This window comes from Pseudaestuariivita atlantica (assembly GCF_001205715.1).
Lineage (GTDB): Bacteria > Pseudomonadota > Alphaproteobacteria > Rhodobacterales > Rhodobacteraceae > Pseudaestuariivita > Pseudaestuariivita atlantica.
Window position 1 is genome coordinate 206,644 of the sequence record NZ_AQQZ01000006.1, and the last position, 19,460, is coordinate 226,103.

The 19,460-nt window shown below is 65.9% G+C and carries 19 protein-coding genes; 4 read left to right on the forward strand and 15 right to left on the reverse strand.

Features of this window, described 5'->3' with window-relative positions; translation table 11 throughout:
- The first annotated feature begins 97 nt into the window (after window positions 1–97).
- Entirely contained in the window at window positions 98–1,324 is a 1,227-nt protein-coding gene (gene acdA / locus ATO11_RS14340) for a 3-sulfinopropanoyl-CoA desulfinase (RefSeq protein ID WP_082176339.1), read from the forward strand.
- 24 nt (window positions 1,325–1,348) lie between these two features.
- The gene (locus tag ATO11_RS14345; RefSeq protein WP_207382976.1) at window positions 1,349–2,749 is read left to right on the forward strand and encodes a tetratricopeptide repeat protein; all 1,401 of its coding nucleotides are present in this window, start codon (window positions 1,349–1,351) and stop codon (window positions 2,747–2,749) included.
- A 79-nt stretch (window positions 2,750–2,828) separates the two neighbouring features.
- Here ATO11_RS14345 and ATO11_RS14350 read toward each other — a convergent pair whose 3' ends face one another.
- The 12 genes from ATO11_RS14350 to ATO11_RS14405 form a co-directional block, all read right to left on the reverse strand.
- Window positions 2,829–4,145 carry an alginate O-acetyltransferase AlgX-related protein gene (locus ATO11_RS14350; RefSeq protein WP_050531587.1) on the reverse strand — a complete coding sequence of 439 codons (1,317 nt, stop codon included), beginning with the start codon at window positions 4,143–4,145 and terminating at the stop codon, window positions 2,829–2,831.
- On the reverse strand, window positions 4,142–5,170 hold the full coding sequence (locus tag ATO11_RS14355; protein WP_050531588.1) for an alginate O-acetyltransferase AlgX-related protein: 1,029 nt from the start codon (window positions 5,168–5,170) through the stop codon (window positions 4,142–4,144). Before ATO11_RS14355 ends, ATO11_RS14350 begins: the two co-directional genes overlap by 4 nt.
- Before the next feature lie 13 nt (window positions 5,171–5,183).
- Window positions 5,184–6,602 (reverse strand): MBOAT family O-acyltransferase, encoded by a 1,419-nt coding sequence (locus ATO11_RS14360; RefSeq protein WP_050531589.1) that lies wholly within the window; start codon window positions 6,600–6,602, stop codon window positions 5,184–5,186.
- 11 nt (window positions 6,603–6,613) lie between these two features.
- Window positions 6,614–7,225, reverse strand: a complete 612-nt coding sequence (locus ATO11_RS14365) for an alginate O-acetyltransferase AlgF (RefSeq protein ID WP_050531590.1) — start codon at window positions 7,223–7,225, stop codon at window positions 6,614–6,616.
- A 180-nt stretch (window positions 7,226–7,405) separates the two neighbouring features.
- Window positions 7,406–8,467 carry an SEL1-like repeat protein gene (locus tag ATO11_RS14370; RefSeq protein ID WP_050531591.1) on the reverse strand — a complete coding sequence of 354 codons (1,062 nt, stop codon included), beginning with the start codon at window positions 8,465–8,467 and terminating at the stop codon, window positions 7,406–7,408.
- A gap of 109 nt (window positions 8,468–8,576) precedes the next feature.
- Window positions 8,577–9,221, reverse strand: a complete 645-nt coding sequence (locus ATO11_RS14375; RefSeq protein WP_050531592.1) for a DUF1989 domain-containing protein — start codon at window positions 9,219–9,221, stop codon at window positions 8,577–8,579.
- A gap of 4 nt (window positions 9,222–9,225) precedes the next feature.
- Entirely contained in the window at window positions 9,226–9,675 is a 450-nt protein-coding gene (locus ATO11_RS14380; protein ID WP_050531593.1) for a nucleoside deaminase, read from the reverse strand.
- Window positions 9,676–9,702: 27 nt separating this feature from the next.
- Window positions 9,703–10,572: a polysaccharide deacetylase family protein gene (locus tag ATO11_RS14385; RefSeq protein WP_050531594.1), complete on the reverse strand. Its 870-nt coding sequence runs from the start codon at window positions 10,570–10,572 to the stop codon at window positions 9,703–9,705.
- Window positions 10,569–11,639: an ABC transporter ATP-binding protein gene (locus ATO11_RS14390; RefSeq protein WP_050531595.1), complete on the reverse strand. Its 1,071-nt coding sequence runs from the start codon at window positions 11,637–11,639 to the stop codon at window positions 10,569–10,571. The genes ATO11_RS14385 and ATO11_RS14390 overlap by 4 nt, the downstream gene beginning before the upstream one ends.
- Window positions 11,636–12,415 carry an ABC transporter permease gene (locus tag ATO11_RS14395; RefSeq protein WP_050531596.1) on the reverse strand — a complete coding sequence of 260 codons (780 nt, stop codon included), beginning with the start codon at window positions 12,413–12,415 and terminating at the stop codon, window positions 11,636–11,638. Before ATO11_RS14395 ends, ATO11_RS14390 begins: the two co-directional genes overlap by 4 nt.
- Complete coding sequence (locus ATO11_RS14400; RefSeq protein ID WP_050531597.1) at window positions 12,412–13,257, reverse strand: ABC transporter permease; 846 nt, start codon at window positions 13,255–13,257, stop codon at window positions 12,412–12,414. Before ATO11_RS14400 ends, ATO11_RS14395 begins: the two co-directional genes overlap by 4 nt.
- A gap of 34 nt (window positions 13,258–13,291) precedes the next feature.
- Window positions 13,292–14,419 (reverse strand): ABC transporter substrate-binding protein, encoded by a 1,128-nt coding sequence (locus ATO11_RS14405; RefSeq protein ID WP_423212712.1) that lies wholly within the window; start codon window positions 14,417–14,419, stop codon window positions 13,292–13,294.
- Window positions 14,420–14,566: 147 nt separating this feature from the next.
- Between ATO11_RS14405 and ATO11_RS14410 the strand changes: the two genes are divergently transcribed.
- Entirely contained in the window at window positions 14,567–15,304 is a 738-nt protein-coding gene (locus ATO11_RS14410; protein ID WP_050531599.1) for a BtpA/SgcQ family protein, read from the forward strand.
- Window positions 15,301–15,927 (forward strand): phosphoribosyltransferase family protein, encoded by a 627-nt coding sequence (locus tag ATO11_RS14415; protein ID WP_050531600.1) that lies wholly within the window; start codon window positions 15,301–15,303, stop codon window positions 15,925–15,927. The genes ATO11_RS14410 and ATO11_RS14415 overlap by 4 nt, the downstream gene beginning before the upstream one ends.
- Window positions 15,928–15,932: 5 nt before the next feature.
- Here the strand turns inward: ATO11_RS14415 and ATO11_RS14420 are convergent, their stop codons facing one another.
- From ATO11_RS14420 to ATO11_RS14430, 3 genes are read right to left on the reverse strand one after another with little or no spacing between them, the layout of a single operon-like run.
- Window positions 15,933–16,805: an ABC transporter permease gene (locus ATO11_RS14420; RefSeq protein ID WP_050531601.1), complete on the reverse strand. Its 873-nt coding sequence runs from the start codon at window positions 16,803–16,805 to the stop codon at window positions 15,933–15,935.
- The gene (locus tag ATO11_RS14425) at window positions 16,802–17,782 is read right to left on the reverse strand and encodes an ABC transporter permease (protein ID WP_050531602.1); all 981 of its coding nucleotides are present in this window, start codon (window positions 17,780–17,782) and stop codon (window positions 16,802–16,804) included. Before ATO11_RS14425 ends, ATO11_RS14420 begins: the two co-directional genes overlap by 4 nt.
- Before the next feature lie 57 nt (window positions 17,783–17,839).
- Window positions 17,840–19,414 (reverse strand): ABC transporter substrate-binding protein, encoded by a 1,575-nt coding sequence (locus ATO11_RS14430; protein ID WP_050531603.1) that lies wholly within the window; start codon window positions 19,412–19,414, stop codon window positions 17,840–17,842.
- Window positions 19,415–19,460: the final 46 nt, after the last annotated feature.

Genomic DNA, 19,460 nt, shown 5'->3' on the forward strand with positions numbered 1-19,460 from the left:
AATTTATCGCTACCTTCGATATTCCTCAATATCGTATCATCGGAAAACGCCGGAAAAACCGGCCAAGCGCCCGAACGTGCGGCGACGAGGGACCGACATGACACGACAGGACCGCATCACCGCGCGACCCGGCCGGGACAGCCCGTGGCTCGACCGCATCCGCGCGCTGACACCGGCCTTCGCGGAGCGCGCCGCGCACTGGGACCGGACCCGAAGCTATTGCTGGCAGAACGTGGCCGACCTGACCGCCGCCGGGCTGATGGGCATGGCGATCCCGCGCGCCCTTGGCGGCGGCGGTGCCAGCACGTTCGATGTGGTGCAGATCGTCGAGGAAGCCGCGCGCGCCTGCACCCTGACCGCCCGCATCCTGGTGGAGGCGAACATGGGCGGCGTCGGCGCGGTCATGGCCTACGGGACGGACGCGCAAAAGCGGCTTGCGGCGGACCTCGTTCTGGCGGGCGACAAGCCCGCGATCTGCATTTCCGAACCACACGCGGGCAGCGCCGCGACCGACATGGCAACGCGCGCCGACCGGCGCGGCGACCGCTGGGTGCTGAACGGCACCAAGCACTGGATCACCGGCGGGGGCGTGTCCAAGTTGCACCTCGTCTTCGCCCGCGCGTTTGACGAGCGCGGCGCGGAACTGGGGATCGGCGGCTTCCTCGTGCATGTCGACCCCGCTGGCGGCATCGCGCCCGCCGGGTTCGAGGTGGTCCGCCACGAACGCACGATGGGCCTGTGCGGGATGCCCGAAGCGGAGTTGCGCTTCACCGACCTCGAGGTGCCGGACGACATGCTGTTGCGCACGCCCTCGGGCATGGCGCACGGCTTTGCCGACCTGATGACCGCCTATAACGGCCAGCGCGTCGGCGCGGGCACCATCGCGATGGGCGTGGCGGCGGGCGCGCTGGACCATGCCAGGCGCTACCTGCGGCAGCGCGAACAGTTCGGCCGCCCCATCGCCGAGTTCCAGGGCCTGCAATGGATGCTCGCCGACATGGACGCGCTGGTGCATGCCTCCCGCCTGATGCTGCACGAGGCCGCGCGATCGGCGGACCGGGAGGGCCACCGCTTCCCCGACATGCTGCTGGCCGCGCGGGCCAAGGCTTTTGCGTCGGAAAGCGCGATAAAGGTTGTCAACGACGCGCTTCAGATGTTCGGTGCGCGGGGGTACGGTGGCGAGGAGCCGCTGGAACGCATGTACCGCGACGTCCGGATGTTCACCATCGGCGGCGGCACCGCGCAGATCCTGAAGACGCAGGTCGCCGGTGCGATACTGGGAATGAAGACACCGCAGACGCGCGACGGTTCCGCGCCGCGGTGACACGCGACAAGGAGCACGATGCCCATGGCGATGACCACCCATCACGACGCCCACGGGCTGGCCTTCACCGCCAGCTCCGCCGACAGCGCGCAGCGGTTCCACGATTTCACCACCTGCTACATGGGGTTCCGGCCCGATACCGGGCTGGTCCTGAAAGAGATCGCAACCGCCGACCCCGACATGCCCATGGCGCGGATCGGCAAGGGCTATTTGGCCAAGCTGATGGGCAGCGCCAGCCATTCCGCCCGCGCCGACAAGGTGTCGGCGGGCATGGGCGCGCATCTTGAACAGGTGGGCGCGAATGACCGCGAACGCCGCCACGCGGCGGCGCTGGCGGCGTGGTGCGCCGGTGACCTCGACCGCACGACGCGCATCTGGGAGGACATCCTCCTCGATCACCCGATGGACGGGCTGGCGCTGCGGCTGGCGCATTTCACGCATTTCTACTCGGGCGACGGGCGCCGCATGCGCGACTCGCTGGCCCGCGTCCTGCCGCTCTGGTCCGAGGATCACCCGAATTACGGCTACCTGCAGGGCATGTACGCTTTCGGGCTGGAAGAAGCGGGCGAATACGACAAGGCCGAGCGGTATGGCCGCGCGGCGGTCGCGCGCAACCGGCAGGACGCGTGGTCGGTCCACGCGGTCGCCCACGTGCTGGAGATGACCGAGCGCCACGAGGACGGCATCGCCTGGGTCGCGGAGCTTGAAGACGGCTGGTCCACGACCAACAACTTCCGCTTCCACCTTTACTGGCACAAATGCCTCTACCACCTTGAACGGGGCGAGTTCGACGAGGTGCTGCGCATCTACGACGCGCAGGTCGCGTCCGATATCACGTCGGATTTCTACCTCGACATCTGCAATTGCTCGTCGCTCTTGTGGCGGCTTGAGATGTTCGGCGTGGACGTGGGCGACCGCTGGACGGCGCTGGCCGAGGTCGCCCGCACCCACCTTGCCGACCGGGACCTGATATTCGTCTCGCTGCACTACCTGATGGCGCTGATCGCCAATGGCGACATGGTGGCGGCAGAGCAGATGATGGACAGCCTGCGCACGTGGTCGACGCTGGACGACACGCAGGCGCGGATCTGCGCCGACGTCGGTCTGGCCATCGCCGACGGGTTGAAACTCGCACGCGGCGGACGCCATGCCGAGGCGGTCACGGTGATGGAACCGGTGCGTTACGCGCTGGCCCGGATCGGCGGCAGCAAGGCGCAGCGGGACGTCTTCATGATGATCCTGCTGGACGCCGCCAAGGCCAGCAACGACGCGCTCGTCGCGCGGGCGCTGTTTGCCGAACGGCTGGGCGACAAGGTCCATTCAAGCTGGACCTGGAAGAATTACGGCGCGGTGCTGGAGGCGAACGGCCAGACGGACGAGGCGATGCGGGCCGAGGAGGAAGCACGCCGCATCCTCGCCGCGTGAGCCTCTTGTCAGGAGAAACCCCGGCTCGTGAAACTGGCCGGTGGCGAAGTGCTGGAGAACTCCGCCACCGGGTGATGCCTCAGTAAAGGTGCACGGTCGAACCGGCACCCACCGCAGCGGCATCGTAACGCAGGGTGGCAGAGGTCAGTTCGCGGCCCTGCAGCGCGTCGAGGCTCACTGCCCACCACGGCGATTGCAGGTGCGCGGGCACCTGGTTGCGGCGCGCAAGGCTCAGCGTTTCCTTGCTGCCATCGGCAAAGCGCAGGTCGACCTTCACCTTCTGGATCGGGCTGTCGGGCAGGTTCAGCGCCAGAACCGACGGCGCGGCGTCCTTCAGCTTGACCTTGGTCTTGCCCGACGCGTCGAGGTCCGCCGCGACCTCGCCACCCGCATCGGCGTCAAAGCGCAGCGCGCCCAGCAATTGCCGCAGCACGCCCAGCGATTTGAGGTTCGCGGTATAGGGAAGCTCCCACACGACGAGGTCGAACTCCGTCCCGTCGGTCAGAAGGCCCGCGTTGATTACGCCTTCCAGCGCCCCGATCGCGCCACCGCCAGACACCGAGTGGTTGACGACCTCGGCCTGAAGCGACCCGGCGATGGCATCGCCAAAGCGGTAGGCGTCCTTCTTGTAGCGGTTGCTGAAGCTCGACCCGGCCAGCAGCACTTTCGGGCGTGCGCTGGTGTCGTCGAGAAGGCCCAGACCGGCATCCGCGAAGGCCGGGATCGTGTGTTCGACGGGCGCGATCTGCGCATCGCAGACGGCCTTGGCCATCTTGGCGAGCGACCCGCGTTCGGCAAAGGCTTCAGTCCCGGCCTCGGGGCGCGCGACCTGCGATCCCGCAAAGGCGGGCAGCCCGGCGGCGATCACCTCTTCGGCCAGCGCAACCGCGCTTTCCGCTGCCCCTTGCGGGGTCCAGTGAGTGTCGTGGCGGTAGTAATAGGCGTCCCGCATCTCGTCCGATCCGGTGGCTATCTCAAGCAGGTTGGGCGCGATGGCCCCAGCCTGACGCATGACGTCGACCATCTCGTTGAACGAGGCTGTTGCGGCCTCCGCGTCGTAATCGACCGCACCGCCCGCCAGCGCCTCGAGCATGGCCTGACCGGCGACCAGCGGGCGCGGCGGGGCCATGACGATGGCCAGCCGCGTGCCGCGCGCCTCGAACTCACCCACGATCTCGGCCAGAAGCTCCGCCGCCTCGGCACCGGGCGTGTAATCCGTGCGCATCTGGTCGGCGGTGATGATCCAGTCGGTCGCACCGCCCGAGATGACGGGCGCCAGCTTGCGGTACTTCTTCGGCATGTCATCGGCCGACAGGAAGGCGTCGCACAAGGGGGCGGACTGGGCGGCACCGGCACCGATCAGGGCGGCGGCGCAAAGGGTTGCGAGATGTTTCATTGGTCTTGGCTCCATGTATCAAGATACCGCTCGGGGATTTCCCAAAGCACGATTTGCGGGGTGAGGTCGGACAGGGCATCCCCGTCCAGAAAGCGATCCATCGGGATGAACGGGCCACGGCCCTCCATCGCGAAGGAGATCACGTCGGCGTTCAGCGCGGATTTCAGGAACCCCGTGAAGTGGAAATCCGTGCGCGCGGAATAGCTGGTGCCGACCAGCGCCACCGGCGTCTCCGCGTCGCCGAAGAGGTCCATGCCGGCATCCCCGGCCTGGGTGGTTTCATAGGTGGCGATCACTTCCGGCGCGGGCCCGACCAGCGGACGCCAGACACCTGTGTCGACGAAGGCAAGCAGGTCGCCGTCAAAGGCGCGGGTGCCGATTTGCGCGGTCTCGAAGGTGGCCGTCGCCGCGATCTCCCCTTCCAGCAGCGCGCCGATCCGGTCGGCGACGGCGGCGGCCCCTTCCGGGCTCCAATGCGTGTCGGTCGCCATGAAGGCCTGTGGACCCGTCAGCGCGGGGCGCAGATCCACGCTGCGCAGGCCCGCCTCGGCAATGATGGTCAGCAGGTGGTCATAGCGCGCATTGAACCGCGCCGAACGTGCGCGCGGCAGCACATCGCCCCGCATCCGGGCCTTGTCGGGCACGATCACCGGGATCAATTCGGCCCCGGCCTTCCGCACGCGCGACGTCACGGCCCGCAACTCGGACGCGAAATCGCGGCTGTCGGCAGGGGCGGCAAACTCCTCGGCGGTGAAGAGGACGCCGTCGCGGCCCGCAACCGCGCCCTCGGCCAATTCGCCCAAGGCGCCGTATTTCACGGCGGCCCAGGATTGGCGCAGCGTGTCGCGCATCGGGAAGCTGGCATCGAAGCGCTCTTCATACAGGCGCTGCGCCTTGCCCGAGATCACGTCCGCCGTCAGTTCATCAAGCGGCACGTTGGCGATGGTCCATGCGCCGGGCGTCAGGGTCAGGCCGATGAAGCTGGCGGCAAAGACGTGCGCGTTCAGGGTGGGAAGGATGGGCATTGTCTGGTCTCCTTCAGAACTGGAAGTAGAGGAAAGGCGCTTCGCCGCGCGCCTGGATGATGACGGCGCAAAGCGCGAACAGCGCGACCATGCGCAGGCCGGCGGACGCGGCCCACAGCGTTTCCATGCGCGGCGCGCGCAGGCGGCCCAGCCATACCGGGTGCAGCGACAGCGCGATGCCCAGCGTCAGGGCGATTACCTCGGTCGGGCGGGTCAGCAGCGCCATCTCGGCGGTGAGGGCGACCCCGTTCAGCCCGGCCATCCCGGCATATATGGCAAAGGCGTGGCCCACGGTTTCGGCACGGAAAACGACCCAGCCGATCAGCACGAAGACCATGGTCAAGGGCCATGCGATGGCGCGCGGCCAGACATGGGCGCGGTGCTTGGACCCCAGCGCACGCTCGACCGCCATCAGGCCGCCATGCCAGATGCCCCACAGGATGAAGGTCCAGTTGGCACCGTGCCACAGCCCGCCCAGCACCATCGTCAGCAGGAGGTTGCGGTAGGTCCTGACCGCGCCGCCCCGGTTGCCGCCAAGCGGCACGTAGAGGTAGTCGCGCAGCCAGGTCGACAGGCTGATATGCCAGCGCCGCCAGAACTCGGTCACCGACTGGCTGACATAGGGCGCGTTGAAGTTCTCCATGAACCGGAAGCCCAGCATCAGACCCAGCCCGATCGCCATGGCCGAGTAGCCCGCGAAGTCGAAGAACAGCTGAATCGCGTAGGCCCCTGCCCCCAGCCAGCCTTCGGCCATGGTTGGCGCGTCCAGCGCGAACAGGCGGTCGGCCAGCGGTGCGACGCTGTCGGCGATCAGGATCTTCATCGCCAGCCCTATGACGAAGCGACGCACGCCCGCGGTGAACAGCGCAAGGCTGTGGGTGCGGTGCCGGAACTGGTGCGCCAGGTCCTTGTACCGCAGGATCGGCCCCGCGATGAGCTGCGGGAAAAGCGACGAGAAGGCGAGGAAATCGACCAGCCGCGCGGCGGGCGGCGCATCGCCCCGCGCCACGTCGAGGATATAGCTGATCGACTGGAAGACGAGGAAGGACAGCCCGATGGGCAGCACGATCTCGGGCAGGCTCAACCCGCCGCCAGAGCCGAGGTCAAGCCGGGCGATGGCGTCGCTGTAGGAACCCGCGATGAAGTAGGCGTATTTGAACCAGCCAAGGATCGCGAGGTTGCCGACGATCCCCAGACGCACGGCCCAGGTCCGGGTCTTTTCCGTCCGCGCGCCTACCGCGACCACGCCCGCCACGTAGCTGAGCGTCGCGATGCCGAGGACCAGCAGCAGGTACCCCACCTTCCACCAGCCATAGAACAGGCAGCTGGCGATCAGCAGCGTCATCGTGCGATGGCGCGCAGGCGTCAGGTAATAGGTCACCAGGAACAGCGGCAGGAAACCGAACAGGAAGATGGGGGTGGAAAAGACCATGGGTCAGCGCCTCAGTTCAGCGACAGCACGGGGCCGAAGCTGTTGGGGACAAGGCGCGCGGCGTCGTCGCCCGCGACGAAGGTCACGTTCTGGCCGCGCGCAAGGTTCACGTCGAACGTGCCGAGGATGGCGTTGTCGGTCACCCGCTCGACGGCGAGCGTGGCGCTGACGGGGTTGACCGCGCGGCTGGCCGAGGCGCCGGGGGCCTGCGCGGCCACGACTTCCATCCCGCGGCCCGGCACGATCAGGCGCACCGGCGCGTCGCCCGCATTCACGAGGATCAGGTGCACCTTGGCCGCGGTTTCGCGCTGCGGCTCTTCGATCACCTGCCCGGCATCGGCGAGGCTGTAATAGGACCCGGCAACCGCCCCTTCGAGGGCCCCCGCGCTGATCGCCACGTAAACGTCGCGCTGGTCTTCGCCCAGTTGCAGGGGCGCGCCCATGAAGGCGGCGTCCGAGGCCGGGGCGTCGAACTCTTCCAGCACCCGCACGAACACCGCGTCCTCGGGGGCCGGCGCGTCGTAAAGGGCCGCGTCGTCCGCGAACACGGGCGCGGCGGGAAAGGTCGTCACGGCCATCAGGGCGATGCCCGACAGGATGGTAAGGGTCTGGGATCTGGTCATTGGTCTGGCTCCTTGTCTCACACCCCGGTTGTTACCGCAGACCGCTCCCGCGCCGAGATGCGGGTCGGGATAGCGGGCGGTCCAAAAGGATAGGCGCGCGTTTCGAAAGGGAGTGGCCGCGACGAAAAAGGGCCCGCGCGAAACGCGCGAGCCCCTTGCCCGAGTGGTGGCAGGCTGTGTTCAGGTGGGTGTGCGGGTCTCGGCCAGCTTGGCGGCGAGCGCCTTCACGGTGGTCGATTTCAGCGGCCCGAACTGGCAGGCGGCGTCCATGCCCGTATCGGTGCAGAACTTGGCTATCGCGCGGATGAGCGGCGCTTTCAGATAGGGGCTCGGCTCGCCCACGTCGTACCCTTGGGCGCGCAACTCTTTCTGCACGATCCGGACATAGGCGTTCTTGTTGATCCGCGCGGTCACGCTCAACGCGCGGGCAAAGACGTCGCGCGGCGCGTCCTTCACGAGGTCTTCGGACAGCGTCCAGAACGCCTCGGGCCGCTGCGCGAGGGCGAGGTACAGCCCTTCCTCGATCCGGATCTTGTCGCGCAGGCCCTCGGTCTGCATCAGCGCGACCCGCGTCCTGATGCTGCCGCGCGGATGGCGCTGCGCGCGGTAGTAGCGCAGGAGCGCCTCTGCCGCGCGTGCATTGCCGTCGCCATGGCGCGCATGCAGCCGGTCGAGAACGGACGACAGGTTGCCGGGACGGCGGTTGTTCCGCGCGGCGGCGTCCAGAAGGTACATCTGCGCGGCCAGCACGTCCTCGTCCGCCAGCTTTTCGAGATCGGAAAACCCCCTCGCCTTGTTCGACAGATCGCCAAGACGACCCGTGGCATGGGCCCATGCGAGGACCGGGGCGGCCTTCGCATGGCCTTCCCTGACGGCGGCTTCCAGCGCGGTGATAGCGTCCTGATGATCGCCGTCCGACATCAGGATCTTGCCCAGCGACACGAGGGACGAGGTTCGCCCGGCATCAACCGCCGCGCGAAACAGCACCTTGGACCGGGCAATGTCCTGCGCAGTGCCGATCCCCTTGTAGGTCATGTAGGCAAGCCGGTCCGTCGCGCGGGCATATCCCTCGTCCGACAGGGCCTGCAATTGCGCGACCATCCGTTCCGGCGCGCTGGCGCGCTGCGCCATCGCCGCGGCAAAGCGCTGTTTCTGGCTGGGCGCGTCCCCCGCCGCCCAAAGCGGCGCGCAGGACAGGCCGACGACAACCGCCAGCGCGGCAATGCGGGTTTTCTTCAACATGGTACCGACCTCCACTTATCGATGGCCGGAACATGCGGGCAGCGCCCCTTTCGCGGGAGCCTCTCTTTCGTACAGGTCGGGGCAATTCCGCGCAGAGGCGCGGGCCGGATCAGGCCGGTTCGAACACGATGGCGCGGATCGGCGTGGGGCCGCCACCGGCGGCGGGGTTCAATTCCTGCGGACAGTTCGACAGGACGGCGATCACGTCCATCTCGGCCCGCAGGTCGACGAAATCACCGGGTTTCGAGGTGCTGTCCACGATCTCTGCATGGCCATCGGCGCCCACCGGCACGTTCATGAAGAAGTTGGCATTGGCGACGACGTGTTCCGGCCCAAGGTCATGGCGCGCAAGCTCGCGTTCGAAATTGCGCTGGCAGCATTCGGAATTCTGCTTGCCGTATCGCTGCTGATCGACGGCGAAGGAACAGCAGCCAAAGATCGTGTCATGCCCGCCGCAGGTATCGGCGGTGATCGTCATCATCGGGCGCGCGAACTGCGAATAAAGGACCGATCCCTCCCCCAGCAGGATGTTCTTGGGGATCTTGATCGTGTTCGGCATGTGGTAGCGCTCCACCTGCCCTTCGAAGGGCGCGGTGCCGAAACAGAGGAAGTCGATGGCCTGCTGTCCCTCGATATCGATCAGCCGCAGGGACTGGCCCGCCGACAGGCGCGCGCTCCACGGGGCGCGGGCGGCGACGATCGTGTCCTCGATGATCCGCCCTTCGGGGCGTTCGGGCATGCCGTTCGACAGCATCGGCTTACTCCTCGGCGATATCCTCGTTCCACAATTCGGGCTTTTCCTCGATGAAGCGGGTCATCAGCGCGATGCAATCGGGATCGTCGGCGATCAGCACCTCTACCCCCCGCTCGCGCAGCAGGTCCTCGTTGCCACCGAAGGTCGTGTTCTCGCCGATCACCACGCGCGGGATGCCGAACTGGATGATGGTGCCGGTGCACATCATGCAGGGGCTGAGCGAGGTATAAAGCGTCGTATCGCGATAGCTTTTCTGCCGTCCCGCCTTGCGCAGCGCGTCCATCTCGCCATGCGCGATGGGATCGCCCTTCTGCACGCGCTGGTTCCGGCCCTGGCTGACAAGCGTGTCGCCACGGGCCAGGACCGACCCGATGGGGCAGCCGCCTTCGTCATAGCCCGCCTTGGCCTCGTCATAGGCGATGCGCAGGAACCGGGCGTCGGTGTCGTTCAGCATGTCTGTCCTCCTTTGGATGCGCGTGGCTCAGCTTTGCGGCCCGTCGTAATAAGGCAAGTGATCGGTGCGCAGGTCCGCCACGGTGTCGAGGTGATCGGCAATCGCCTCAAGCGGGGCGAACCACACGTCGCGCTCGGCCAGAGTCAGTTCCAGCCACTGTTCCACCAGCCGCCAGCGCGCCAGCCGACCGGTCAGGAACGGGTGCACGATCAGCATGAAAAAGCCCCCGGCCTCGTACTGCGCCTCGAACTCCTCCCAGAACGCGCCAAGGCCCGCGGACGGCCCGCGCACCGGCATCATGTAGCCGATCTCGTCGTAATGGGCGAAGGGCGGCCAGTCGTCGGTGCCCCAGTGCACCGGCATCTCGTACAGGCTGCCCTGCGCGGTCTGCAGGCGGTAGGGCACGTCGTCGCCCATCATCGAACTGTCATAGCGGAAGTCGTGTTTCACAAGCAGGTCAACGACTTGCAGGGTGATGTTGTAGACCGGCGCGCGGTAGCCGCGGGGCGTCTTGCCCGTCATGCGCTTGTGCACCTCCAGTGCCTTTTCAAACGCCTCTTCCTGCGCCGCGCCACGGGTGACGATCGGGTCTTCGTGGATCCAGCCGTGATGGCCGATCTCGTGCCCGTCCTCCAGCATCATCTCCACCGCGCGGGGATAGGTCTGCATGCACCAGCCGGGGATGAAGAAGGACTGCTTGATGCCGAGGCGGCGATACGTGGCAAGGATGCGCGGGATCGCGACCTCTGGCCCGTAGCGGCCCATTGAGATCGGGTAGAGCCGGTCAGACGAATCCTCGGGCCGCGCCACGTGGATCAGGCTGTCGGCATCCATGTCGAAGGTGATCGCGCAGGCGCAGCGCGCGCCGTTGGGCCATGGGATCGGGTTCCGGATCATGGCGTTTCGTCCACCAGCAGGTGCCCGTCGGCGGTGTTCCAGCCCAGCGAGACCTCGCGCCCCGTCTCAAGCCCCAGATCGGCCAGCGCCCGTTCCTGCACCTGCACCTTCAACTCGGTCCCGTCCGACGCCTCAAGGAAAGCCGTGACCATGGAACCCACGAATTCCTCGGAAATGACAGTAGCGGTCAGCCGGTTCTCCCCGCCGCCCACCTGCATCATGTCCGCCGCGACGACGATGGAGGCCGAGGTTCCCGGCGCGGCATCGCCCTGCACGTTGAATGTGCCAAGCGGGGTTTGAACGCTCACCATTCCTTGATGCGATGCCACAACTTCACCCGGCAAGATGTTGTTACGCCCCACGAATTCCGCCACGAATCTCGACCGTGGCGCGCGATAGACCTCGCGCGGGGTGCCCACCTGCGCGATCTCGCCCTGCGACATGATCACGACCCGGTCGGCCATCGCGAAGGCTTCGGACTGCGAATGCGTGACGTAGACAAAGGTGATCCCCAACTCGCGCTGCAACCGCGACAGGACCGATTGCATCCGGATCACCAGGTGCGCGTCGAGCGCCGAGAGCGGCTCGTCCAGCAGCAGCAGCTTGGGTTCTGTCACCAGCGCGCGGGCCAGCGCCACGCGCTGGCGCTGCCCGCCCGACAGGGTTTCCACGTTGCGTTCGGCGAACTCGGCAATCTCCATCCGGTCAAGCCACGTCATGGCGCGCTGGCGGCGTTCCGACACCCCCACACCACGCATTTTCAGCCCAAACTCCACGTTCTCGCGCGCATTCAGGAACGGGAACAGGGCAAGGCTCTGCCACACCATCGGCGTGTCCCGTTCATGCGCGGGCACGTCGTTCATCACCTGCCCCGCGATGCGGATCGTGCCGCTTGTGGGCGCGTCGAGCCCCGCGAGCATCCGCAGGGTCGTCGTCTTGCCGCAGCCCGACGGGCCCATGATCGCCACGAACTCTCCCGCCCCGATATCAAGGGTCGCGCCCTTGACGGCGACGAAGTCGTCGAACCGCTTTTCCACCCGTTCGAACGTGACGAGGGGCTCTGTCATGCCGCTTCCCTTTGCAGTCGGAAGAAGATCAGAAGCTGGCTGATGACGACCAGCGTGATGGAGATGCCGAAGACCAGCGTGCCGATGGCGTTCACCTGCGGATCGATCGTGCCCTGCACGATTTCCAGCACATGCACCGGCAGCGTCTTGTTCAGGCCCGATACGAACCACGCCACGGTGAACTCGTCGAACGAGACCGCCGCCGTCAGGAACAGCGATGACAGGATCGCGGGCCTTGTGAAGGGCAGGATCACCTCGCGCATCGCGCGCCATTCGCTTGCGCCAAGGTTCCATGCCGCCGCTTCGAGGCTTTCGTCGATCTGGTTCAGGCGCAGCCGGATGATCGCCATGGCGAAGGGCGCGGTCAGCACCGTGTGCGCCGCGATGATCGACCACACCTGCCCCGACATGCCCACCGGCGCGAACCATGCCAGCATGGCCAGCGCGATGATGATCAGCGGGATCGTGGGCGGCAGCAGGATGATCGCGAGAAACAGGCTCTTGCCGCGAAAGGTGTAGCGGTAATCGGTATAGGCGGTGCAGAAGCCGAGGAAGGTCGCGATGACCGCCGTGCAGCTCGACACGATCAGGCTGTTGCGCGCCGCGCGCCAGAAATCGGGATCGGCGAATATGGTTTCGTACCAGATCGTCGTGAAGCCCGACATCGGCAGCGTCGGGAACCTGTCGGAGTTGAACGAGAAGAGCAGGCTCACCACGATCGGCAGGAAAACGAAGCCGAAGAGCGCCAGCAGGTAAATCCGCAGGAACGTCGTCATCGGCTCGCCCTCTTGCGGTAGGAATAGACGATGGCGGCAAAGGCGATGGAGAACAGCGTCAGCATCATCATCACCGCGACCACCGCCGCTCGCGGCCATTGCTGGCCCGCTTTGGTCGTGTCGATGATGAGGATCGGCATCGTCGGCGGGTTCGATCCGCCCAGGTAGAAGGGCGCGACGAAATCACCGAAGGACAGGATGAAGGCAAAGAGTGCCGCGATCACGAACCCGGTCTTGCCCGCGGGCAGGATGACCGACCAGATCGTGCGCGCGGGCGTGCAGCCGAGGTTGCGCGCGGCCTGTACCAGCCGGGTATCGATATTGGCCATTGTGACCGTCTGAAGGATCATCACCAGCGGCAGAACCAGCGTCAGGTAGCCCACCAGCGTCCCGAAGGGCGTGTTGAGCATCTTGAACGGTCCAAGCCCGAACAGCGCGAAGCCGCCGTTCAGCACGCCTGCCTCGGCAAGGATCGTGTACCAGCTGAACGTGCGCACGAGGTAGCTGGTGAAGAACGGCACGATCAGCAGCAACAGCGCCACCTGCCGCGCCCGCGCCGAACAGCGGAACGCCAGGAACCACGCCGCCGGAAAGGCGAGGATCGAGGCAATCGCTGCCGCGCTTCCCGCCATCACCAGCGTGTAGCGATAGGCCGACCAGACGTAATCGCGGGAGATCATCTTGGCCCAGCTTGTCAGCTCGAACGTCTCGACCATGCGGTAGTTCTTCACCACGAAGAACGACATGGCGACGACGAAGATCAGCGGGCCGATGAAGAACAGCGCCTGCCAGATGATGATCGGCAGCCGGAAGGTCAGGGCATATGCGTTGAGGCGGCGCATCAGCTGCGCCGCCTTTCGTCAGGTTTCACGGAAGTCAGGCGTTCTTGTATTCCGACCAGAAGTCATTCCAGTCCTCCAGCGTCTGCTGCACGGGGATGTCGCGGTACTTGATCCGGCCCTCGTTGATCAGCGTGATCGGATCCTGCGGATCGCCATCCACCTGGTGCGACCGCGCGGCCTCTGCCGGGTCGACCTCGTTCAGAAGCGCCCTGCCCGCCTTGGTCACCGCGTGGCCGGGATAGCCCAGCATCTGGGCCGTCTTGACCTGCCCCTCGGGCGACATGGTGTAGTCGAGGTATTTCAGCGCAAGGTCCGCCTTGTTCGACGTCTTGGCGATGGAATAGCTTTCGGTCCACTGGATGCCGCCTTCCTTGGGCACGACCGAACTGACCGGCGCGCCGTCGCGTTCGAGGATGCCGGTCACCCAGTCGCCGATCCCGACCATCGCCAGCATCTCGCCGTTCTTCAGGCCCGAGAAGGTGCCGCCGAAATCGAAATACCCGCCGACCTGCGGTTTCAGCGACAGCGTCTTGTCCTGCACCGCCTGCCACGCGGCGGCGTCGATGTCGAAGGGCGAGGCATTGCCCATCAGCAGGCTCATCTGGCCCAGCGACGGCAGGTGCCAGTCGAAATGACCCACCTTCCCGGTCAGGCGCTCGTCCCAGAAAATGTCATAGGTCGCGGCCTCCTCGGCGGTGAGGGTCTCCTTGTTGTAGGACACGCCAAGATGCCCGAAGCGCGTGATCAGCGAATAGAGGTTGCCCGACGCGTCCCAGTGGCCGGCAAACTTCTTGAAATCGTCGTGCAACAGGTCGTCGAAGGCGTAATCCTCGGGGTCGAGTTGCAGGACGAGGTCGTTGGCGACCAGCAGCTTGGCATATTCGGCATCGGTGTGGATGATGTCGAAGGTGCCCGGCGGGTTCTGCGCCAGCGCCGCCAGCATGTTGTCGCCACCGGCATAGTATTTCGGGATGAACTTGACGTTGTTGGCCTCTTCGAAGGCACCGACCATGTCGGGCTCTGCCGTGCCGTACCAGCCCAGCATCGTCAGCTCGGTCGTCTGGGCCCAGGCCCGGTTGACGAACGGCGCCGACACCGCGACCGAGGCAAGACCGGTTTTCAGAAATGAGCGTTTGGTAAGCGTGAACTTCGTGTTCGACATCATAATCTCCCTGGCTGTTGTCCGTATTGTTACCGCATGACTATGCTGCGTTGCGCGCATTCCGCGCAGTCGATTCTCGGACGACACTGCCAGCTTGCGCCAAAAAACCGTGCATTGCACAAAAATTGCTCGACGTGGGGGTGACAAATGAACAGAGCGGCGTTCCGCAGCGCGTTCGGCACACAAGGCCCGGTTGTGTTGCCCGTCATCCATGTTCTTGAAACGAAACGTACTCTTGCCAATATCGACGTGCTTGTGGGCGAAGGCGCGCCCGGTTGCTTCCTGATCAACCACGATTTCGGCGTGGAGCCGTTCCTGCCGATCATCCGCGAAGTGCGCGCAGCGCGGCCCGACCTGTGGATTGGCCTGAATTTCCTCGCGGTAACGGGGCTGGAGGCCTTTCCGCAGCTTGCAAGCCTGTCCCGCGAGGGTTGCCGCATCGATGCCTACTGGGCCGATGACGCCCGGATCGACGAACGGACCGAGGCCCAGCCCGAGGCCGCGGCCATCGCCGCCGCCCGCGACGGGTGGGACGGGCTTTATTTCGGGGGCACCGCCTTCAAGAAGCAGCGCCCGGTCGATCCGGGCGATTACGGGCGTGCAGCCACCATTGCCCGCGACTGGATGGACGTGGTCTGCACCTCGGGCGCGGCCACGGGGATCGAGGCAGAGGACACCAAGATCGCCACCTTCCGCGCCGCCTGCGGGGACACGCCCCTTGCGCTTGCCTCGGGCATCACGCCCGACAACGCGCATCGCTATGCCGGGGTCGACGCCTTCATGGTGGCGACCGGCATCAATTTCGACGACAATTTCTACGACATCGACCCGGCCCGCCTGCGCCGCCTGCTGGACGTGGCCGAAACCCTGGGGGAGCCCGCATGACGACCGACGACACCGGCCCGCGCGACGATCGCTGGTATTTCCACCTCATGGCGCCCAACACCAAGGGCGACACGTTCGCATGGCTCGACCCGACTTCGATCTACATCAACCAGCGCGCCTTTCGCGACCTGTTGACCGACCTGCTGGCCGATCTGGACGGGACCGAGTTCGACGTGGTCGGCGGGCTGGACGCGATGGGGTTCGTGCTGGGCGCGGCCATCGCGGCGCGGCGCGACGTGGGCTTCTTGCCGATCCGCAAGGCGGGCAAGCTGTGCGTCGACACCGACCGCGTGAGTTTCACCAATTATTCCGGCCGCACGCAGGACATGGAGATGCGCCTGCCCGCCTTCGCCCCCGGCACCCGCGTCCTGCTGGTCGACCAGTGGATCGAAACCGGCGGCACGATGGAAGGCGCGATCGAACTGGTCGAACGCCAGCAGGGCACCGTCACGGGCCTCGTCGCCATCGCGGCCGAGGACACGCCGCGCGCCAGCGCCCTGCGCGCACGCTTCCCGGTCGTCACGGCGATCCAGCCCGGCACGCCGTGGCAGGACGAATGCAACGCCCAGCGTTTGTCGAGTTTCGACGAGTACGAGCCGACGCGGGCCTTCCCCGTCGCCTGACCCCGTCAGCGCTGGCGGATCTTGGGGTTGAGCGCGTCGTTCAGCCCGTCCCCGATCAGCGAGATGCTGAGCACCGTGATGAAGATCGCCAGCCCCGGCAGCGTCACGGTATAGCTCGCATCAAGGATATACAGCCGGTTCGACCCGATGATCTGCCCCCAGCTGACGACATTGGGATCGGTGAGGCCAAGGAAGGATAGCCCCGCCTCGAACAGGATGGCGGACCCGACCATCAGCGCCGATTGCACGATGATGGGCGGCGCGGCATTGGGCAGGATCACCCGGAAGATCAGGCGGAACTTGGTCGAGCCCACCGCGCGGGAGGCGAGCACGAATTCCAGCTCTTTCAGGCGCAGGAACTCGGCCCGCGTGATCCGCGCCACCGCCGTCCAGCTGACCACCCCGATGGCCAGCGTGATCATCGGCAGGGAGGCTCCGAACAGCGCCACGATCACCATGGAAAACAGAAGCGTTGGCAGGACCTGGAAGAACTCGGTGAACCGCATCAGCACTTCCTCGACCAGCCCGCCGAAAAAGCCCGCGACCGCCCCGATGGTGATGCCGATCACGATGGACACGAGCGCCGCCGCACCACCGATCATCAGCGACACCCGCGCGCCGTTCAGCATCATCGCCATCAGGTCGCGGCCAAGGTAATCGGTGCCCAGCAGGAACCCCTGCGCACCGGGCGGGGAGAACGGTGCCCAGACCATGTCGAACGGATCGGTGGGGTACAGGACCGGGCCAAGGATCGCGGCCAGCACGATCAGCGACAAGACGACCAGCCCGAACAGCGCCGCCCAGTTGCGGCGGAAGTTGACCCATGCCTCCACCATCGGGTGGCGCGATACAGGCCGTGGCGTGTCGGGCGTGTTCATGCGCTGCGCCCCCGGATGCGCGGATCCATCATGCGCAGGACCTGGTCGGTCAGAAGGTTGCCCACGATCACCACGAGGGCCGAGAAGAACAAGATGCCGAGGATCGTGGGCGTGTCCCGCGCGATGATCGACTGGAAGGCCAGCGTGCCAAGCCCCGGCCAGCTGAACACCGCCTCGACCAGCACCGCGCCCGAGATCACGGCCGAGAATTGCAGGCCCGCCAGCGTCACCACCGGCGACATCGCGTTCGACAGCGCGTGGCGATAGACGACGTGGCGCATCGGCAGGCCCTTGGCATGGGCGGTGCGCACGAAATCAGATTGCAGCACCTCCATCATCGTGGCGCGCGCCAGCCGCGAATAGAGCGCGATGAAGATCGAGGCGAGCGTGATCATCGGCAGCACGAGGTGCCGCGCGATATCCAGCGCCTGCACCCAGAACCCGCCTTCGACGGTGACATCGCGCATCCCCGCCACCGGGAACCAGTGCAGGTTCAGCGAGAACGCGATCAAGAGCAGGATGCCCGTCCAGAAGACCGGCGCGGAATAGCCGAAGAGCGAGATGAAGGTGACAAGGTGGCTCAGCCAGCCCTGCGGCTTCTGCGCCGACATCGCGCCAAGGAACACGCCGAGGACCAGCGCGAAGATCTGCGCGGTGAAGACCAGCAGCAGCGTCGCCGGCAACCGTTCGAGGATCAGGTCGGTCACGGGCCGGTTGTAGAAATACGAGTACCCGAGGTCGAATTGCAGCACCCCGCCGATATAGCGGCCAAGCTGCACGAGGAACGGCTGGTCGAGCCCGTATTCGGCCCGGATCTGCGCCAGCATCTCGGGGTCCGCCCCGCCCGCCGATTGCGCGATGGTGTCGGCCACGTCGCCGGGCGCGAGGTGCATGAGCGAGAAGTTGAGGATCAGGACCGCGAGCAACAGCACGGCCGCGTAGAAGCTGCGGATCAGAAGGTTTTGCAGAAGGGCCAAGGGATGTCCGGGGTGGTTGTGGGCTGCGGCGGGCAACGACCCGCCGCAGCCAGTGGCTTATTCTTTGAGATAGGTCATGTCGATCGGCGTCGACGTGCCCCAGATGCCCAGCGGCGGGTTGCCCACCTTGTCGGAATAGACCGTGTGATAGGGCAGCGTGTTGGTGTGATAGACCGGCAGCTCGTCGGCGATGATCAACTGGAACTCCTTGTAAAGCTCCTTGCGCTTGGCCGGGTCGGTCTCCACCGCCGCCATCGCAAGCAACTCGTCGACGCGGGCGTTGGAATAGCCCTGGGTGTTCGACCAGACGCCCTTGCCGATATTGCTGGACACGTATGTCCGGTGCACGCCGATCACCGGGTCACCCCAGTTGAACACCGTGTCCCAGCTCATGTCGAAATCCATCTCTCCCATGCGCTTGGCCCAGGTCGGGAAATCGGCCGAGGCGCGCACCTCGACATCGATGCCGACCTTCTTCAGCGCGGCCTTGACGTATTCCACCTGCGGTTTCACGCCCGGCCAGCCGAAATCGATGGTGAGCGAGAACCGGCTGTCGCCGTTCATCGGGAACCCGGCCTCGTCCAGCAGCGCCTTCGCCTTGTCGAGATCGAGATCATAGGTCGGCACATCGGGGTAATAGAACGGGCTGTCGGGGTGGATACCCGTGCGGCTGTCCGCCGCCGTGCCCTGCATCAGCGCGTTCTGGATGAATTTCTTGTCGACGGCATAGGCGATGGCCTGCCGCACGCGTTTGTCCTTCAGGGGGCCGCGTTGGGTGTTCATCGCCAGCCAGTCGAGCGGGCCGATGGCGCCGTAGCCTTCGGGCGTCACCGTGATGCCGTCCACGCCCTTCAGGCGATTGACCATCTGCGGCACGGATTCAAACGCGCCCATGTGCAACTCGCCGTTCTCATACGCGATGGTGCGCGCCGACACGTCGGTGATGATGCGCAGCACGACGCGGTCGAGGTACGGACGCCCCTCGATGAAGAAGTCGTCGAAGCGTTCGAGGATCACGTGCTCCCCGCTCTTGAACTCCACCAGCTTGAAGGGGCCCGAACCCACGACGTTTTCATTGTTGCGCGGGTGGGACTTGACCTCTTCCACCGGCACGTCGCCATAGATGTGCTTGGGCAGGATCGACATCAGCTGCCCCGAAATCGCCAGCATCAGCGCCGGGTGCGGGCGCGACAGTTTCAGGATGGCGGTGTGCGCATCCGGCGTCTCTACGCTTTCGACCGGGGCGAACATCGTCTTGAACGGGTGGTTCGCCTTGATCACGTCGATCGAGAACGCGATGTCCTCGGACGTGATCGGCTGGCCGTCGTGGAACACGGCATCCTTGACGAGGTTGAGCGTGAAGCTCAGCCCGTCCTCGCTGATCTCCCAGCTTTCGGCGAGGTAGGGCTGCGGCGTCCAGTCCTCGTCATAGCGCAGCGGCGAGGCGAATAGCTGCGCCGCCGGATACCCCGTCACGATCCCCGATTGCACCGCGCCGTTCAGCGTGCGCGGGTTCGAGCCCATCACCGATACAAGCGTGCCGCCACGCACCGGCTCTTCGGCCTGCGTGGCGCTTGCCACGAGCCCCGCCACCGCGGCGGAAGTCAGCAAGGTCCTCATGAAATGCTTCATCTGTCTTCTCCCTAATGTCGTTTTTTGGAGGGAGGCTAGACGACAT

What these genes read in the sequence shown, in the direction of transcription:
- ATO11_RS14365 (WP_050531590.1), bottom strand. Translation starts at nt 7,225, where the DNA reads ATGACCAGATCCCAGACCCTTACCATCCTGTCGGGCATCGCCCTGATG.
- ATO11_RS14360 (WP_050531589.1), bottom strand. Translation starts at nt 6,602, where the DNA reads ATGGTCTTTTCCACCCCCATCTTCCTGTTCGGTTTCCTGCCGCTGTTC.
- ATO11_RS14355 (WP_050531588.1), bottom strand. Translation starts at nt 5,170, where the DNA reads ATGCCCATCCTTCCCACCCTGAACGCGCACGTCTTTGCCGCCAGCTTC.
- ATO11_RS14345 (WP_207382976.1), top strand. Translation starts at nt 1,349, where the DNA reads ATGGCGATGACCACCCATCACGACGCCCACGGGCTGGCCTTCACCGCC.
- ATO11_RS14410 (WP_050531599.1), top strand. Translation starts at nt 14,567, where the DNA reads ATGAACAGAGCGGCGTTCCGCAGCGCGTTCGGCACACAAGGCCCGGTT.
- ATO11_RS14350 (WP_050531587.1), bottom strand. Translation starts at nt 4,145, where the DNA reads ATGAAACATCTCGCAACCCTTTGCGCCGCCGCCCTGATCGGTGCCGGT.
- ATO11_RS14420 (WP_050531601.1), bottom strand. Translation starts at nt 16,805, where the DNA reads ATGAACACGCCCGACACGCCACGGCCTGTATCGCGCCACCCGATGGTG.
- acdA (WP_082176339.1), top strand. Translation starts at nt 98, where the DNA reads ATGACACGACAGGACCGCATCACCGCGCGACCCGGCCGGGACAGCCCG.
- ATO11_RS14380 (WP_050531593.1), bottom strand. Translation starts at nt 9,675, where the DNA reads ATGCTGAACGACACCGACGCCCGGTTCCTGCGCATCGCCTATGACGAG.
- ATO11_RS14385 (WP_050531594.1), bottom strand. Translation starts at nt 10,572, where the DNA reads ATGATCCGGAACCCGATCCCATGGCCCAACGGCGCGCGCTGCGCCTGC.
- ATO11_RS14370 (WP_050531591.1), bottom strand. Translation starts at nt 8,467, where the DNA reads ATGTTGAAGAAAACCCGCATTGCCGCGCTGGCGGTTGTCGTCGGCCTG.
- ATO11_RS14375 (WP_050531592.1), bottom strand. Translation starts at nt 9,221, where the DNA reads ATGCTGTCGAACGGCATGCCCGAACGCCCCGAAGGGCGGATCATCGAG.
- ATO11_RS14415 (WP_050531600.1), top strand. Translation starts at nt 15,301, where the DNA reads ATGACGACCGACGACACCGGCCCGCGCGACGATCGCTGGTATTTCCAC.
- ATO11_RS14405 (WP_423212712.1), bottom strand. Translation starts at nt 14,419, where the DNA reads ATGTCGAACACGAAGTTCACGCTTACCAAACGCTCATTTCTGAAAACC.
- ATO11_RS14400 (WP_050531597.1), bottom strand. Translation starts at nt 13,257, where the DNA reads ATGCGCCGCCTCAACGCATATGCCCTGACCTTCCGGCTGCCGATCATC.
- ATO11_RS14430 (WP_050531603.1), bottom strand. Translation starts at nt 19,414, where the DNA reads ATGAAGCATTTCATGAGGACCTTGCTGACTTCCGCCGCGGTGGCGGGG.
- ATO11_RS14390 (WP_050531595.1), bottom strand. Translation starts at nt 11,639, where the DNA reads ATGACAGAGCCCCTCGTCACGTTCGAACGGGTGGAAAAGCGGTTCGAC.
- ATO11_RS14395 (WP_050531596.1), bottom strand. Translation starts at nt 12,415, where the DNA reads ATGACGACGTTCCTGCGGATTTACCTGCTGGCGCTCTTCGGCTTCGTT.